General features: G+C 64.0%; 13 protein-coding genes. 9 read left to right on the top strand and 4 right to left on the bottom strand.

Features of this window, described 5'->3' with window-relative positions:
* Nucleotides 1-388 precede the first annotated feature (388 nt).
* The 9 genes from E4P09_RS23720 (at nucleotide 389) to E4P09_RS23680 (ending at nucleotide 10,940) form a co-directional block, all read left to right on the top strand.
* Nucleotides 389-1,039 carry a TetR/AcrR family transcriptional regulator gene (locus E4P09_RS23720; protein WP_170984606.1) on the top strand — a complete coding sequence of 217 codons (651 nt, stop codon included), beginning with the start codon at nucleotides 389-391 and terminating at the stop codon, nucleotides 1,037-1,039.
* Between the two features lie 201 nt (nucleotides 1,040-1,240).
* Nucleotides 1,241-2,749, top strand: a complete 1,509-nt coding sequence (locus tag E4P09_RS23715; RefSeq protein ID WP_137392126.1) for an AMP-binding protein — start codon at nucleotides 1,241-1,243, stop codon at nucleotides 2,747-2,749.
* Nucleotides 2,742-3,578: an ABC transporter ATP-binding protein gene (locus E4P09_RS23710; protein WP_170984605.1), complete on the top strand. Its 837-nt coding sequence runs from the start codon at nucleotides 2,742-2,744 to the stop codon at nucleotides 3,576-3,578. The genes E4P09_RS23715 and E4P09_RS23710 overlap by 8 nt, the downstream gene beginning before the upstream one ends.
* Nucleotides 3,579-3,586: 8 nt before the next feature.
* Nucleotides 3,587-5,611 (top strand): AMP-dependent synthetase/ligase, encoded by a 2,025-nt coding sequence (locus E4P09_RS23705; RefSeq protein WP_205042275.1) that lies wholly within the window; start codon nucleotides 3,587-3,589, stop codon nucleotides 5,609-5,611.
* Nucleotides 5,604-6,488 (top strand): branched-chain amino acid ABC transporter permease, encoded by an 885-nt coding sequence (locus E4P09_RS23700; protein WP_137392125.1) that lies wholly within the window; start codon nucleotides 5,604-5,606, stop codon nucleotides 6,486-6,488. Before E4P09_RS23705 ends, E4P09_RS23700 begins: the two co-directional genes overlap by 8 nt.
* A gap of 3 nt (nucleotides 6,489-6,491) precedes the next feature.
* Entirely contained in the window at nucleotides 6,492-7,547 is a 1,056-nt protein-coding gene (locus tag E4P09_RS23695; RefSeq protein WP_205042273.1) for a branched-chain amino acid ABC transporter permease, read from the top strand.
* 11 nt (nucleotides 7,548-7,558) lie between these two features.
* A complete protein-coding gene (locus E4P09_RS23690) occupies nucleotides 7,559-8,356 on the top strand; it encodes an ABC transporter ATP-binding protein (protein WP_205042271.1) in 798 nt (265 codons plus the stop codon).
* Between the two features lie 39 nt (nucleotides 8,357-8,395).
* The gene (locus E4P09_RS23685; RefSeq protein WP_137392124.1) at nucleotides 8,396-9,619 is read left to right on the top strand and encodes an ABC transporter substrate-binding protein; all 1,224 of its coding nucleotides are present in this window, start codon (nucleotides 8,396-8,398) and stop codon (nucleotides 9,617-9,619) included.
* Nucleotides 9,620-9,692: 73 nt separating this feature from the next.
* A complete protein-coding gene (locus tag E4P09_RS23680; protein WP_137392123.1) occupies nucleotides 9,693-10,940 on the top strand; it encodes a thiolase family protein in 1,248 nt (415 codons plus the stop codon).
* A 65-nt stretch (nucleotides 10,941-11,005) separates the two neighbouring features.
* Here the strand turns inward: E4P09_RS23680 and E4P09_RS23675 are convergent, their stop codons facing one another.
* From E4P09_RS23675 to E4P09_RS23660, 4 genes are read right to left on the bottom strand one after another with little or no spacing between them, the layout of a single operon-like run.
* Nucleotides 11,006-11,827, bottom strand: a complete 822-nt coding sequence (locus tag E4P09_RS23675) for an ABC transporter permease (RefSeq protein ID WP_137392122.1) — start codon at nucleotides 11,825-11,827, stop codon at nucleotides 11,006-11,008.
* Complete coding sequence (locus E4P09_RS23670; protein WP_137392121.1) at nucleotides 11,824-12,756, bottom strand: ABC transporter permease; 933 nt, start codon at nucleotides 12,754-12,756, stop codon at nucleotides 11,824-11,826. Before E4P09_RS23670 ends, E4P09_RS23675 begins: the two co-directional genes overlap by 4 nt.
* A 3-nt stretch (nucleotides 12,757-12,759) precedes the next feature.
* Nucleotides 12,760-13,869 (bottom strand): ABC transporter ATP-binding protein, encoded by a 1,110-nt coding sequence (locus E4P09_RS23665; protein ID WP_137392120.1) that lies wholly within the window; start codon nucleotides 13,867-13,869, stop codon nucleotides 12,760-12,762.
* Nucleotides 13,870-13,908: 39 nt separating this feature from the next.
* A complete protein-coding gene (locus tag E4P09_RS23660; protein ID WP_137392119.1) occupies nucleotides 13,909-15,021 on the bottom strand; it encodes a polyamine ABC transporter substrate-binding protein in 1,113 nt (370 codons plus the stop codon).
* Nucleotides 15,022-15,058: the final 37 nt, after the last annotated feature.

The raw sequence follows: 15,058 nt of genomic DNA, 5'->3' as shown, positions 1-15,058 counted from the left end.
GAGCACACCCGGGAGGTGCTCGAGGAATACGGCTTCGCTGCCGCCGATATCGCGCGCTTCGAGGAAAATGGCGCCGTGCGCGCGTCCTAAAGCTCGTTGAGCTTCATAGCGAGTGAATGACGCGATAGATGATGGCGTTTGGGCGGCGGCACGCCCGATGGTATCGAATCGCTGGCTGGGCGCCATCACATAAGCGCAAGATACTGCCGCTCTGAAGGCGCCTTTCGACTCACATCCTAATTTACCGGGCAGTAGGATGCATATATACAGCCGAGGTTACGCCGGCAAAGGGCTGAGGTTGCATCCTAAATCGATGATAAGCCGACCATCTCGGGGCATGAGAGGCAAGCAGACCCCAGAAAAGGGTCCGCGGTGGGTTGACGATTCCGTGAATGCGGCCGGCCACGAGGGCAAGCGGCTCGCGATCCTCGAGACGGCCGCCAGGCTGTTCAAGGAGCACGGGTTTCACCGGGTGGGGATCAGCGACATCGCCGCGGCGCTGAATGTGACCAAACCCTCGATCTATTACTATGTGGGCAACAAGGAGGAGATGCTCGTCCGCATCCGTCAGCTGGCGGCGGCGCGCTTGAGCGAGGGGCTGCCGGAGCTGTTTGCCAGCGACCGCACCGGCATCGAGTTGCTCGAGCATGTTCTGCTGCGCTACGGGGAATGGGCAACATCCGATGTGGGCCAGTGTGCGCTACGGCTGATCAGGACCCAGCTCTCGCCAAAGAACGCGGCCAAGCTGAGAGAGGTGGAGCGCTCGTTCGAGCACCAGGTTAAGCTGATCTTCGACCGGGGCATGGCCGATGGCACCATCAAGCCGTGCAACCCCTCCATGGTGCAGATGGTGCTGTTCGGTGCGCTGAATTGGCTGGCCTTCTGGTATGATCCCGAGCGCGCCAGCCTCGACAAAAACGAGATCAGCCGACTGTTCGCCGAGGTGCTGCTGCAGGGGATAGCCGGGGAGAGGACCTCGTCGCGCGTGCCGCTTTCGCCTTTAACTGCCGGCCTGCGACCATCCGAGACTACCCGCTAGAGTGTCTTCGCTTTCCTGACCTGCGAGACGGTTCCAAGTCCCTGCTTTGTTGCATTTTCTTCATGCGGGCAACCCGGGGCGCGCAATCCACAGGGGATTGCCGGGATTCGGGTTGAGGACTTGACCCGTTCCGTGAAATAACCTACTAGTCAGTAAATTAATGGAGGACAACAGAATCCTCCGCGATATCGGGAGGGAGCCTTGGGAGCGCGAGACTTCACGCTGGCCGATGTCGCTGCCCGGAACAGCGAGCTTTGGGGGGAGCGGACGGCTTTCCTCTATGGCGATGAGCGGGTCAGCCACGCCGCGCATTTCGAGAGAGTCCAGCGCTTGGCCGCGGGCCTTGCTGCTGCCGGTGTTCGCCCGGGCGAGCGCGTCGCGATCATTTCCCGGAACAATCAGGAATTCGTCGAGCTGATCGGCGCGGCTGCGGTGGCCGGTGCGATCATCGTGCCGGTGAATTGGCGACTGGCGGACGAGGAAATCGCCTATATCCTGGACGATTCCGAGCCAGTCCTTGTCATCGCGGACGAGGCCCAGCAGCCGCGGCTCGCGGCCATTTCCGAGGCGCGCGACGCCACGCTGCCGAGCTATGGAATCGGCACGCTGCATGCGGGATTTGCACCGGTCTCCGCACTTTATGGCGAGCCGCAAGAGGCGCAGGCTGAAGTCGCCGCCGACCAACCGTTCGTCATGCTCTATACGGCGGCGACCGACGGCCGGCCGAAGGGCGCGCTGATCTCCCATGGAGGTCTTTTGAGTGGCAGCGAGGAGCCGCTGCGCTGCTGGGGCGTGACGGAACAGGATGTCAATCTGGCGATCCTGCCGCTGTTCCATCTGGCGGGGCTAGTCATGCTGGTGATCACCCAGCGTGCCGGTGGCGCCAGCGCGATCTTTGACGACTTCGACGCCGCGGCGGTGGTACAGGCGGTCCGGGCGTGTAAAGGCTCCCTGTTGGGCGAGTTTCCGCCCGTTCTCGATACGCTGCTGAACACCGCCCAGCCGGGTGACTTGGATAGCCTGCGCGTGGTGGTCGGGCTCGACACGGCGGAGACGATCGGCCGCCTGGAGCGGGAATGGCCGAAGGCGGCCTTCTGGTCGGTGTTCGGTCAGTCGGAGACGTCGGGCTTCGTCACCTTGTCGCCCCATGCGGCGCGGCCAGGTTCGGCCGGCCGGCCAACATTGCAGGCCCGCGTGCGGGTTGTCGACGAATACGATCGGCTCCTGCCGCCGGGACAGACGGGCGAGATCGTAGTGCGGGGCCCGGGCGTGTTTCTCGGCTATTGGAAACGGCCGCAGGATAGCGAATTCACTCTGCGCAATGGCTGGCACCACACCGGCGACCTCGGCCAGTTCGATGAGGACGGCTATCTCTGGTACAAGGGCCGTACGCCGGCGAAAGAGCTGATCAAGTCGGGCGGCGAGAACGTCTATCCAAGCGAGGTCGAGCAGGTCATCGCCGCGCATCCTGCCATCGCCGAGGTTTCGGTGATCGGCGTTCCCGACCAGACGCGTGGTGAGACGATCAAGGCCATCTGCGTGCTCCGGCCCGGCTGCAGCGCCAGCGAAACGGAGATCGCCGATTTCGTGGCCGCGCGCATCGCCCGTTTCAAGCGACCGAAATATGTGGCGTTTGTCGAGTCTCTGCCCAAGCAACCGAATGGCCTGATCGACCGTGGCCTAGTGAAGGAGCGCCACGCCCATGGCTGAGGTTGCAACCCTCAATACGGCCCGCGCCGAGCCAAAGCCAGTGGATCGGGCAGCGCCCGAAACGCCACTCATGGAAGCGCGTGACGTGACTTTGAGATTTGGCGGGGTCACCGCCTTGTCCGACGTTTCCATCGATATCGGCCGCAGCGAGATCCTGGCGCTGATCGGGCCGAATGGTGCAGGCAAGAGCTGCACGCTCAACTGCCTCAGCGGGTTCAACAGGCCGCAGGCCGGGCGCTTCATCTTTGATGGGAAGGACATTACGGGCCTCAAGCCCCACCGCATCGCCCAGCTGGGGGTAGGGCGCACGTTTCAGGGCTTGCAGCTGTTCTCCGGCTTGAGCGTCATCGACAACCTGATGACCGGCCGGCACATCCACATGACCAGCAACGCGATGCAGGGCTTCTTCTACTGGCCCTATGCCTATCGCGAGGAGATCAAGCATCGCCGCACGGTCGAAGAGATCATCGATTTCCTCGAGATCAAGCAATACCGGCACAGCCTGGTCGGCTCGCTGAGCTATGGGCTGCGCAAGCGGGTGGACCTGGGCCGGGCACTGGCCATGGAACCCAAGGTGCTGCTGATGGACGAGCCTATGGCGGGCATGAACCTGGAGGAGAAGGAGGACATGGCCCGCTTCATCCTCGACATCCGCGAGGCCCTGAACATTCCCGTGCTGCTGGTTGAGCACGACATGCAGGTGGTCATGGACGTTGCCGACCGGATCGTGGTGCTCGACTGGGGCCATGTGATCGCTCGCGGAGTGCCGGCGGAGATCAAACAGAACCCGGCGGTGATCCAGGCCTATCTGGGAGCGGATCTGCAATGACGGCTCAAATGAGCGGGCATCCAGCCTGGCGCGGGCTGGACGAGATGATGGCGGCAGGCGTCGCCACCATCCCTCAGGCGCTGCTCTATCAAGCCGAGCGGCAGCCGGACAAAGTGTTCCACCGCCGCAAGGATTTCGGCATCTGGCAGCCTTACCGCTGGAAGGAGGTGGCTGAGCGGGTCGCCGAAATCGGCATGGGCCTCAAGGCGCTCGGCGTGAAACGCGGGCAGACCGTCGCGCTGGTGGGCGAGAACGAGCCGGAGCTGTTCTGGTCGCAATATGCGGCGAATGGCATCGGCGCCAAAGTGGTATGCCTGTTCCCGGACCTTACCGCCGCGCAGATGGAATTCATTCTCGACCATTCAGAGGCGGTGACCATCATCTGCGAGGACCAGGAGCAGGTGGACAAGGCCTTGGAGCTCGAGCCCAAGCTGCCGCACCTGGGGGCCATCGTCTACTGGGACCCGAAGGGGATGTGGAAGTACAGCCATCCCAAGCTGATGCGGCTCGACGATGTGCAGGCTCGGGGGCGGGAGGTGCTGACTGCCGACCGCACGGCGTTCGCGCGGGCGGTCAAGGCGGGCAAGGGCGACGACGTTGCGGTGTTGAGCTACACCTCGGGCACCACTGGCCTGCCCAAGGCCTGCATCCTGACCAACAGCTACCTGCTCGATACGCCGTCGCGGCTCCTGGCGGCTGTCGAGTTCAAGCCGCACACCCAGTATCTCTCCTATATCTCTCCGGCCTGGGCGACGGAGCAGATCTTCGGCATCGCGCTCGGGGTGCTGGTGCCGCTGATCGTGAATTTCCCGGAAGAACCGGAGACGGTGCAGGAGAATATTCGCGAGATCGGCGCCGAGGCGCTGATGCTGGCCCCCCGGCAGTGGGAAAGCCTGGCCAAGCTGGTCGAGGCCAAGATGATGGATGCGGGGCCGATCCGCCGCGGCATCTACCGGCTGGGCCTTGCCGCGGGCAGCCAGGCCAATCTCGCCAAGCTGGAAGGGCGTTCGGTGGGGCCGCTGTCGGGCATCCTCGGCAAGGTTGCCGACATTGCGGTGCTGCGGCATATCAGGGACAATCTGGGGCTCCAGTCCGCCTATCTCACGATTTCCGGCGGCTCGGGCATGGCGCCGGAAGTGTTCCGCCTGTTCCATTCCTTCGGCGTGCCTCTACGCAACATCTATGGCTCGACGGAAGCCGGGCTGCTCACGGTGCACCAGGGCGAGGCCTATGACCTCGAAACGGTGGGCAAATGGCTGCCGGTGCACCCCAAGTTCGGGCCGCCGATCTCCCACAAGATCAGCGACGACAACGAGCTGCTCGTGCGTGGCGGGCTGGGCTTCCAGGGCTATTACAACAATCCGGAAGCGAGCCGCTCCAAGCTGGTCGACGGCTGGTACCGGATGGGGGATGCGGTGCATATCTCAGATGCCGGCGAGCCGATCTTCCTCGACCGGCTGGAGGACGTGCGGCGGCTGGCCAGCGGGCATTCCTACCCGCCGAGCTTCATCGAGAACCGGCTGCGCTTCAGCCCCTTCGTCAAGGAGGTGATGACCCTCGGCGACGAGACCAGGCCGTTCGTGGGCGCGCTGGTCAATATCGATGCGGTCACCGTGGGGAAGTGGGCCGAGCAGAACCGCATCTCGTTCTCGACCTTCGCGGATCTCTCGCAAAACGAGCGGGTGCGGGCGCTGATCGCCGAGGAGATCCGCAAGGTGAACGGTCTACTGCCCAAAGGCTCGCAGGTCGAGCGCTTCATCAACTTTCCCAAGGAGCTCGACCCGGACGAGGACGAGCTAACGCGTACCCGCAAGCTCAGGCGCAAGTTCCTGGAAGAGAAATATGCGGATTTCATCGAAGCGATCTATCGGGGGGCGAGCGAGCTCACCGCCGAGATCCCGGTGCGCTACCAGGACGGACGCACCGGCGTGCTCAAGGCACGCGTGTTCGCCAATGACGTTACGGCACCGCAGGTGCAGCACAAGCCGGTGCCGCAGGCGGCGGTCAGCATGGTGAGGGCCGCCAATGGCTAGCCTTTTGACCTATATCATCAACGGCGCGCTGATGGGGCTGCTCTACGCGCTCATCGCGCTGAGCTTCGTGATCATCTATCGCTCGGCCCGGGTGTTCAATTTCGCCCAGGGCGAGATCATCGTGGTCGCCGCCTTCCTGATCTGGTCGTTCTTCTTCTTCTATGACCTGCAGTGGTGGCTGGCGGTGCCGCTCGCCATCGGCGGCAGCATCCTGCTGGGGCTCGTGATCGAGCGGCTGATCCTGCGGCGGCTCATCGGCGAAGAGGTGTTCTCCTTCGTCATGGTGACCATCGGCCTGCTGATCCTGCTGCGCGGCGTGGTGCTGGTGGTATGGGGGCCGGACATGCGTTTCTTCCCCGCCATTCTACCGCTGGCTGCCATCCGCATCGGCCCGATCGTGATCGACCCGGCGCTGCTCTATGGCGGCATCTTCACCATTCTGCTCGCGGGTCTTGCCTCGTGGTTCTACAACCGCACGCAGCTCGGCCTCGAAATGAGCGCGGTCGCCGAGGACCACCAGACGGCCATGTCCTTAGGCATTGCGGTGCGCAAGTCGATTGCCATTTCGTGGGCGCTGAGCGGGGCCTTCTCTGCCATTGCCGCCATCGTCTTCCTCAATGGGAAGGGGCTGACCTTCGCTGCGGCGGATATCGGCTTTGCCGCCCTGCCGGTGGTGCTGCTGGCGGGCCTAGAATCGATCGGCGGGGTGGTGGTGGCCGGCCTGATCATCGGCATCACAGCCAATCTCGCCGCCTATTTCCTCGATCCGATCTTCGATGGCGGCGTGGCGCAGGTGCTGCCCTTCGTCATCATGATCCTCATTTTGCTGATCCGGCCGACGGGGATGTTCGGCTGGAAGACCATCGACAGGATCTGACCCATGACCCTGCCCGGAGGCGTGTTCGCCGAAACGTACGCGCAGGACCAGGCGCTGATCCGGACCCGCGGGCAGTGGATCTGGTTCGTGGGCTTCATGCTGCTCCTGGTGCTGCTGCCGGCGGTCGCCTCGGGCCGGGTGGTCGGCATCGCCATCACGATCGGCATCACGCTGATCGCCGTGCTGGGCCTGCAGATCACCATGGGCCTTGCCGGTCAGGTGAATATGGGCCAGTCCGCGTTCATGGGCGCCGGCGCCTTCATCTGCGGCGCGCTGGCCAGCAAGTTCGCCATTCCATTCTGGCTGACGATCCCGCTCGCCGGGCTCGGCGCCGCGGTGTTCGGCGCCATCTTCGGGTCGGCGGCGCTGCGCATCCGAGGGTTCTATCTCGCGCTCACCACCATTGCCGCCCAATACATCTTCACCTTCGCCATGCTCAAGCTGCCGGCCTCGTGGTTCGGGCGCTCGCAAGGGCTGCGGCTCGATCCGGCGAGCCTGTTCAGCTTTGCCTTCAACACCGACCGGCGCATGTATTTCCTGGTGCTGCTGCTGGTGGTGATCATGACCACGGGGGCATGGGGGCTTGCGCGCAGCCGCACCGGGCGCGCCTTCATCGCCCTGCGGGACAATGACAATGCCGCCGAGGTGATCGGGATCGACGTGTTCCACTATAAGATCCTGGCCTTCTTCATCGGCGCCTTCTATGCGGGCGTGGCCGGGGCGCTGTGGGCCTACTACGTGCGCTATGTGCAGGTGGACCAGTTCACCCTTTGGCTGTCGGTCTGGTATGTGGGCATGCTGATCGTCGGCGGCTTGGGCTCGGTGCTGGGTGCGATCATCGGCACGGTGGTCATTCGCCTGCTGATGGAGTTCGTGACCATCGCCGGTCCCGCACTCAACCAGTATCTGCCGCAGCTCGGTTCGCAATATGTGTTTGCCGGCATGAACATCCTGCTCGGCGGGCTCATCATCCTGTTCGTGCTGTTCGAGCCGCGCGGCCTGGTGCACCGCTGGAACATCCTCAAGGAAAGCTACCGCATCTGGCCGTTCCCCCATTGAGGCCCCGCTCCATGCTGCTGGATGTGAACAACCTGGAAGTGGTCTACAGCGACGTGATCCTCGTGCTGAAGGGGGTGAACCTGTCGGTGGACACCGCGCAGATCGTAGCGCTTCTGGGCGCGAACGGGGCGGGCAAGACCACGACGCTGAAGGCCATTTCCGGCCTGTTGCGGTCGGAGGACGGGGAGATCCTCTCCGGCGCCGTACGGCTGAACGGCGACGAGATCCAGCGCGAGGAGCCGCAGAACATCGTGCGGCGCGGGCTCGTGCAGGTGGTGGAGGGCCGCAAGATCCTGCCGCATATGACGGTCGAGCAGAACCTGCTGGTGGGAGGCAAGATCCTGGGCAGCCGGGCCGAGCGGCGGGAGATGCTGGACAAGGTCTACGGCTATTTCCCCAAGCTGCCTGCGCTGCGCAACCGGGTGTCGGGCTACCTCTCGGGCGGCGAGCAGCAGATGCTGGTCATCGGCCGCGCGCTCATGGCCAAGCCGCGCATCGTGCTGCTGGACGAGCCGTCGCTGGGCCTGGCCCCGCTGATCGTGGCGGAGATCTTCCGGCTGATCGAGCGGCTGCGGCGCGAGGAGGGAATCGCCTTCCTGGTGGTTGAGCAGAACGCCAAGGTGGCGCTGGCGATCGCCGATCATGGCTATGTGCTGGAGAACGGCCGCATCATGCTGGAAGGCTCCGGCGCCGAGCTGCGCGAGAACGAGGATATTAAGGAGTTCTACCTCGGCATGAGCCTATCGGGGCAGGGCAAGAGCTTCAGGGACGTCAAGCACTACAAGCGGCGCAAGCGCTGGCTCGGGTGAGTTCGGCGGGTGCGGCAGAAAAACGACAGGGAGGAATGGATGAGACTAAGCAGCTTGGCAATGGCGGTGGCGATGGGGCTGATGACCGCGATGCCCGCCTTTGCGCAGACGGAATACACCATACCGACACTGGTGGACAATTCCGGCCCCTTCGCCGATCTCAGTAAACGGCTGATCTCGCGCAACAAGGTTCTCCAGTGGTGGAGCGACACCAAGGGCAAGGAACTGGGCGTTGTGCTCAAGCCGAAGGACTACGACACCCGCTATGACCCCTCGGTGGTGGCAAGCTTGTGGCCGGGCATTCTGAGCGAGGACGAGCCAGTGCTGGCTCTGGGGCTCGGCGGCTCCGACGTGGCGGCTCTGCAGCAGCGCCTGCCGAGCGACAAGGTGCCCATCCTCTACGCGCCGCCCGGCTACGGTTATGCCTGGCTGCCCGACCAGTGGATCTTCACCATTCGGCCGACCTATGTGCATGAATGGGCGGCCGCGCTGCGCTGGTTCATCGACCAGAATCCAGATAAGCGGCCAGTGAAGGTCGCGTTTCTGTCGTCACAGGCCTCGCCGGCTTACGTGGATATTGTCAATGGCCTGACGAAATACATCAACGACGTGCTGAAGCCGAAAGGGCTGGCGGAGGTGGCGGTGACCGAATGGGTCGAGCCGCAGCCGGTGGACCTCGCGAGCCCCATGAAGAAGATCGTCGATGCGAAGGCCGATGTGATCATCGGCACGGCGAATACCACGCTGGCCGGCGCGGCGATCCGGGCCGAGCAGCTGCATGGGGTCAGCATTCCGACCATCGCCGCGACGTGGCACACGATCTGGCCGGTCTCGCAGGCGATGAAGAGCTATGCGCCGTGGGAAGGGCACATGGTGGCAACCGGCATCGCGCCCACGTCTGAAAAATCCGGCAAGGCTTGGGAGTTCTATCAGACCCTCGCCAAGGACTATGGGCTGCCAGAGGACTGGGACCCGCTGACCCTGCTGGGCATCAGCCAAGGCCTCGTTGCCGTGCGCGCCATCGAGCACACGGCCGAGCGGGTGGGCGCCGACAAGATCACCGGGGAAGCGGTGTTCGAGACGCTGCGCACCCATACCTTCACGGAGGACGAGCTGATGGGCATCCTGGCTGACCTCAAGTTCACGGCGGATGCGCCTTTCCCGCTGACCGGCTCGGTGAAGATCGAGACGGTGAAGGATGGCGAATATGTGCTCGCCACGCCGGAATGGATCCCGGTGCCGACCGACATCACCAAGTGGTAGGCCAGGTGGCGAGCGACGAGGCGGCGAGTCACAGGCGGCGAGCGGCCCGCCATCCCAACGAGAGGGTAGGCAGATGAAACCAGACAGGATCTATGTGGTCGGCGTCGGCATGACCCGCTTCGGGCTCTACCCGGAGCGGAGCATCAAAGACCTGATCCGCGAGGCGGTTGAGGCATGCCTCAAGGATGCGGGCGCCGGCCCGAAGGACGTGGATGCCATCTACTATGCCAATATGGGCCAGGCGGTGCTGGAGGGGCAGACCGCGACGCCGGGGCAGATCGCGCTGCGTCCGCTGGGTTTCGAGGGCATTCCCATCGCCAATGTGGAAAATGGCTGCGCGTCCGGATCGACGGCCCTCTATTCGGCCTGGCTGCAGCTGAAGGCGGGGGAGGGCGATGTCGCCCTTGCGGTCGGGGCGGAAAAGCTGTCCGCCGACACCGGCGACAAGCGCGATGCGCTGTTCACCGGTGGGCTGGACGTTTACGATCGGGCGGGCGTCATTCGCGCGCTCGAGTCGGTGGCCGCGGGCGGGCCGGAGGCGCCGCCGGTGAACGGTCATCGCTCGGTGTTCATGGATGTCTATGGCTACTGGATCCGTGGCCATATGCGCGACTTCGGCACCACCCAAGCGCAGCTTGCGGCGATCTCGTCCAAGAACCACGGCCATTCGATGCTCAACCCCTACTGCCAATTCCAGCGGCCGTTCACCATCGAGGAAGTGCTGGCCGGCCGTCCGCTCTCCTATCCGCTGACAGTGCCGATGTGCGCGCCCTATTCGGATGGGGCGGCCGCGGCGTTACTGTGCACGGCGGACGGGGTGCGCAAGCTCGGCGCGGAGGCCATCGCCGTTCCCATAGAGGCGCTGGTGCTGTGCTCCAGCGTCGACCGCGACCCTATGGACTGGGACCGCCATATCGGCCGAATCGCCGCCGATATCGCTTACAGGAAGGCCGGGGTCACGCCGGACGATATCGACCTTGCCGAGATGCACGATGCCACCGCCTTCGGCGAGCTGGTGCATTCGGAGAACCTGAGCCTCGTGCCGCGCGGGGAAGGCGGCCGGGCGGCGGAGAATGGCGAGACGCGGCTCGGCGGCAAGATTCCCATCAACGTATCGGGCGGCCTCGAATCACGCGGCCATCCGCTCGGTGCCACCGGGCTTGCCCAGATACACGAGCTGGTCACGCAGCTGCGCGGCCGCGCAGGCCCACGGCAGGTGCCCGACGCACGCTATGCCATCGTTGAGAACAGCGGCGGGCTCTACGGTATCGAGGAGGCAAGCGCCGTGGTCGGCATTCTCTCCGCCCCCAACCAGGCCTAGGGCATTTTTCGAGCGAAGTGGATGGCCGGGCCCCATGATAAGCACGGCCTCTGGGCTAGCTTGGATCAACCCGTCGCTCCGCCCATGACGCTGCCGCGCCGCGCGCCACGGTTAAGCAGCAGCGCCGCGATGGCGATAGCCGCGATGCTGACGCCCAGCATGATCACGGCGATCGCCGCCACGTCGCCCTTCAGCCCGGCTTTGAACGAGGACAGGATATAGAGCGGCAGCGTCGTCGTGCCCGGCCGCTGGACGAAGACCGAGGTGATCACGTTGTCCAGCGAGAAGGTAAAGGACAGGAGCAGGCCCGCCAGCACCGCTGGAAACAGCAGCGGCAGGGTGATGGTGACGAAAGCACGCCAGGGAACGGCACCGAGGTCGGCGGCGGCTTGCTCGAGCTGGTCGCCCATGCCCTCCGCCCGTGCGCGGACAATGAGCGTGACCACCGCTACATTGAACACTGAATGGCCGATGGACAGCCTCGTGATGCCGTCAAAAATGCCGAGACGGTCCAGCCAGATCATCTGGCCGATGGCTGAGACAAGCTCCGGCGTGCCCAATACCACGAAGATCAGCATGACATAGGGCACCAGCCAGCGTCCCTTGCGGCGGGCAAGCGTGAGGCCGGCGAGCACGCCAAGACTCACGGCGATGAGTGCGTTTATGGCCGCCGCTTTCAACGACACCGCCAGGGCGCTCAGAACCCGGGGATTGTCCAGCGCGACCGCATACCAGCGGGTCGAGAATTCCTGCCAGACATAGAGGTTTCGCCCGCCGTTGAAGGAATAGGCCACGATCACGAAGATCGGCAGGAACAGGAAGATGAACGCCAGCGCCATCCAGGTGAGGCCGATGATGCGGCGGATGTTGCGTGGCTGAAGGCTCATAGGGCTGCTCCCCGCACGAGGCGCAGTGTGCGTGAGGCGCCCCAGAGGACCACGACGGCAGCAGCAATCACCACCGCCAGCATGAGGATGAGCAGAATGGCCATGGCGGCGCCTACAGGAAGATTCTGGGCGGACAGGATTTGGGTGGCCACCAGATTGCCGACCATGAGCCCCTTGGTGCCGCCGAGAATGGTCGGCACCACATAATCGCCGGCGGCGAGAATGAAGGTGAGCAGCAGGCCCCCGAACAGGCCGGGCGCGGCAAGCGGCAGGGTCACCTGGAAAAAGGTGCGGATGGGACCCGCACCCAGATCCATGCTGGCCCGGGCGAGCGCCGGGTCGATACGCTCGAAGGCCACGTAGATCGGTAGGATCATCACTGGCAGATAATTGTAGACGATGCCGAGCTGAACAGCCCAGCTGGTATCCAGGATAAGCAAGGGCCCATCGATGATGCCAAGCGACTGCAACGCCTTGGACAGCGTGCCCTGGGGCGCGAGGATGATGCGCCAGGCGAAGGTCCTGAGCAGGAAGCTTGTCCAGAAGGGCAGGATCAGCAGGAAGATGAGCAGAGGCCGCCAGCGTGGCGCCACGTAATAGGCGAGCGTGTAGGCCACGGGCAGGCCGATCAGCGCGCAGGCAATGGTCCCGATACCGGCGATCTGCAGCGTGCCGAGGAAGACATTGAAGAAGAGTTCGCTGGTTGCGGCCAAGTAGTTGTCGAAGGACAACGTCTTAAGGGAGACGAAGCCCTGCTCGGTCGCTTGCGGCTTCGACCCGAAGCTGTAGAGCACGATCCAGGCGATGGGTAGGACGAAAAAGATGATCCACCAGGCCAGCGCCGGCCAGGCCAGGATCCAGCGCGGCAGAGGCCACGGCTTGAGATTCGGCGCTACGGGCAGGCTCGGTGCTGCAGAGTCCTGGGCCATGGCTCAGTTGCTCTTCATGCGGCTGGACTGGGCCTGCAGGTCCTCATACGGATAGAGGCTGAAATGGGCTGCATCCCAACTTGCCCACACCGCTTCGCCCGTATTGGGCAGGCCGGCGGCGCGCCCCCTCTGTACCCTGCTGATCAGCTCGCGGTCACCCGCGAGCTTGACCAGATATTCCAGTGCGTCGCCCAGCATCACCACGGCCGCGACCCGACCGGCGATACGGTTGGGTTGATCGGTAGGTTCGTCCGTGGTCAGCACCACATGCTCTGGCCGCACCGCGCCAAGTGCCGTCGCGCCGGGCTGCAGGCCCTCGGCAATCCGGCTTGCGGTGAATCGTGTGCCTTCCGCATCGAGCTGTTGGGTATCGGCTATACGTGCGCCCACCAGGAAATTCTGCGCGCCGATGAAGCTCGCCACGAAAGCAGTGCGCGGCGTGTCGTAAAGATCGGTGGGGCTGCCGAGCTGCTCGATACGTCCATCCCGCATGATGGCGATCTGATCCGACATGGCCAGCGCTTCCTCCTGGTCATGGGTGACGAAGATGAAGGTGAGACCGAGCTGTGCCTGCAGCAGCTTCAACTCGATCTGCATCTGCTGGCGCAGCTTGCGGTCGAGCGCGCCGAGCGGCTCGTCCAGCAACAGCACGGACGGGCGCTTCACCAGGGCTCGCGCCAGGGCGATGCGCTGCTGCTGACCGCCCGAGAGCTCGGTTGGACGGCGATGGGCGAAGGATAGCATCTGCACCATCTCCAGCGCATCGCGCACCCGCTTGCGCCGTTCATCCGCCGGCACGCGGTCCTGCCGCAGGCCATAAGCTACGTTGTCGGCAGCGCTCATGTGCGGGAACAGCGCGTAGTTCTGGAAGACGGTGTTGACGTCCCGCCGATAAGGCGGCAGCTGCGTCACGTCCCTCCCGCCGATTTCCACCCGGCCGGTGTCGGGGAGCTCGAACCCGCCGATCATGCGCAGAACCGTCGACTTTCCCGCCCCGGACGAGCCGAGCAGCGAGACGAAAGAGCCCTGCCTTATGCGCAAGGACACATTGTCGACCGCCTTGAACCCGCCATAAGCCTTGCTGATCCGAACGATATTGACTTCGCTTGCCATCCTCTCATCCGGGACGTGGAGGGATCGTTAATGGCGGCTTTACTGCGCCGCTGCCGCCTTGAACTTGGTGAGGATGGCGATGCGGCGGTCATAGGTCTCGTTGCGCAGGGTGCGTTCGCCGCGCTTCTGCGCATCGGCCGGCGGGAAGATCAGCGGGTTGTCCGCAATGCTCGGGTCGAGCTTGCTCTCAACCGCGACCACCGGCGAGAGGAAGCCGGTATAGGTGACCTCTTTTGCGGCCACCTCCGGGTCGAGCACGAAGTTGATCCAGGAATGGGCGGCCTTCGGGTGCTTGCCGCCCACCGGCAGATGATAGCTGTCGAGCCACATCTCCGAGATCGGCTCGGGATAGACGAACACGAGGTTCTCGTTTCCCGAGGAATCGATCGCCTGCTTGGCATTGCCGTTCCAGCACTGGGCGAGGATGACGGATCCGGAGGCCACGTCCTGCACTGGATAGGAGTTGAACGCCTTGATGTGCTTGGCAAGCTGCTCCACCTGTTGTTCCGCATCCTTCAGTGCAGCCTCGTCCGTGGTGTTCCACGACAGCCCCTTCGACCAGAACAGCGGGGCGATCGCCAAGGGGTCGTCGAGCAGCGACACCTGGCCGCTCGCCTCGTTAACCACTGCCTCCAGGAAGTCGCTCCAGCTCTTCATAGGCCGGGTGATGACCGACTTGTCGTAGATGAAGCCCTGCGAGCCCCAGCTCTTCGGCACGGTGTACTCGTTGCCGGGATCGAAATTCGGATTGGCGACCTCCGGGCGGATATTGCCGATATTGGGGATCAACGACTTGTCCAGCTTCTGGATCAGCTGCTTGTCAATGAGCAGCTTGATCATGAAGTCGGTGTTCATGCCCACATCATAGCCGCTGTTGCCCTGGGCCAGCTGGAGCTTGGAATACATCTCGTCATTGCTGGCATAGGAATCATAGATCAAGCGGCTGTTATTGGCGCTCTCCCAGGCGGAGATGTTGTCCGGGCTGATATAGTCGGCCCAGCCCATCATGCTGAGCTGGTCTTCGACTTGGGCGGCAGCCCTCGACGTGATCAGGGGGCCGGCCAAGGCGAGCCCCAGACCGGCAGCGGTTCCCGTGAGCAGGCCTCGACGGGTCAGCCCATGCAACCGCCTCGCGCGATGGATCATCATCATTGTCCTCTCCCTGTCTGATCACTCGTGCAGCAAGGCG

It is taken from the genome of Rhodoligotrophos defluvii, assembly GCF_005281615.1.
Classification (GTDB): Bacteria; Pseudomonadota; Alphaproteobacteria; order Rhizobiales; family Im1; genus Rhodoligotrophos; species Rhodoligotrophos defluvii.
The sequence above is the reverse complement of the archived record's forward strand: the minus strand, read 5'-3'. Positions and strand labels throughout refer to the sequence as shown.

Bases quoted from the DNA above. Each gene is read 5' to 3' on its own strand.
- E4P09_RS23705 (WP_205042275.1), top strand. From the start codon at position 3,587: ATGAGCGGGCATCCAGCCTGGCGCGGGCTGGACGAGATGATGGCGGCA.
- E4P09_RS23690 (WP_205042271.1), top strand. From the start codon at position 7,559: ATGCTGCTGGATGTGAACAACCTGGAAGTGGTCTACAGCGACGTGATC.
- E4P09_RS23710 (WP_170984605.1), top strand. From the start codon at position 2,742: ATGGCTGAGGTTGCAACCCTCAATACGGCCCGCGCCGAGCCAAAGCCA.
- E4P09_RS23685 (WP_137392124.1), top strand. From the start codon at position 8,396: ATGAGACTAAGCAGCTTGGCAATGGCGGTGGCGATGGGGCTGATGACC.
- E4P09_RS23700 (WP_137392125.1), top strand. From the start codon at position 5,604: ATGGCTAGCCTTTTGACCTATATCATCAACGGCGCGCTGATGGGGCTG.
- E4P09_RS23680 (WP_137392123.1), top strand. From the start codon at position 9,693: ATGAAACCAGACAGGATCTATGTGGTCGGCGTCGGCATGACCCGCTTC.
- E4P09_RS23675 (WP_137392122.1), bottom strand. From the start codon at position 11,827: ATGAGCCTTCAGCCACGCAACATCCGCCGCATCATCGGCCTCACCTGG.
- E4P09_RS23695 (WP_205042273.1), top strand. From the start codon at position 6,492: ATGACCCTGCCCGGAGGCGTGTTCGCCGAAACGTACGCGCAGGACCAG.
- E4P09_RS23670 (WP_137392121.1), bottom strand. From the start codon at position 12,756: ATGGCCCAGGACTCTGCAGCACCGAGCCTGCCCGTAGCGCCGAATCTC.
- E4P09_RS23665 (WP_137392120.1), bottom strand. From the start codon at position 13,869: ATGGCAAGCGAAGTCAATATCGTTCGGATCAGCAAGGCTTATGGCGGG.
- E4P09_RS23660 (WP_137392119.1), bottom strand. From the start codon at position 15,021: ATGATGATGATCCATCGCGCGAGGCGGTTGCATGGGCTGACCCGTCGA.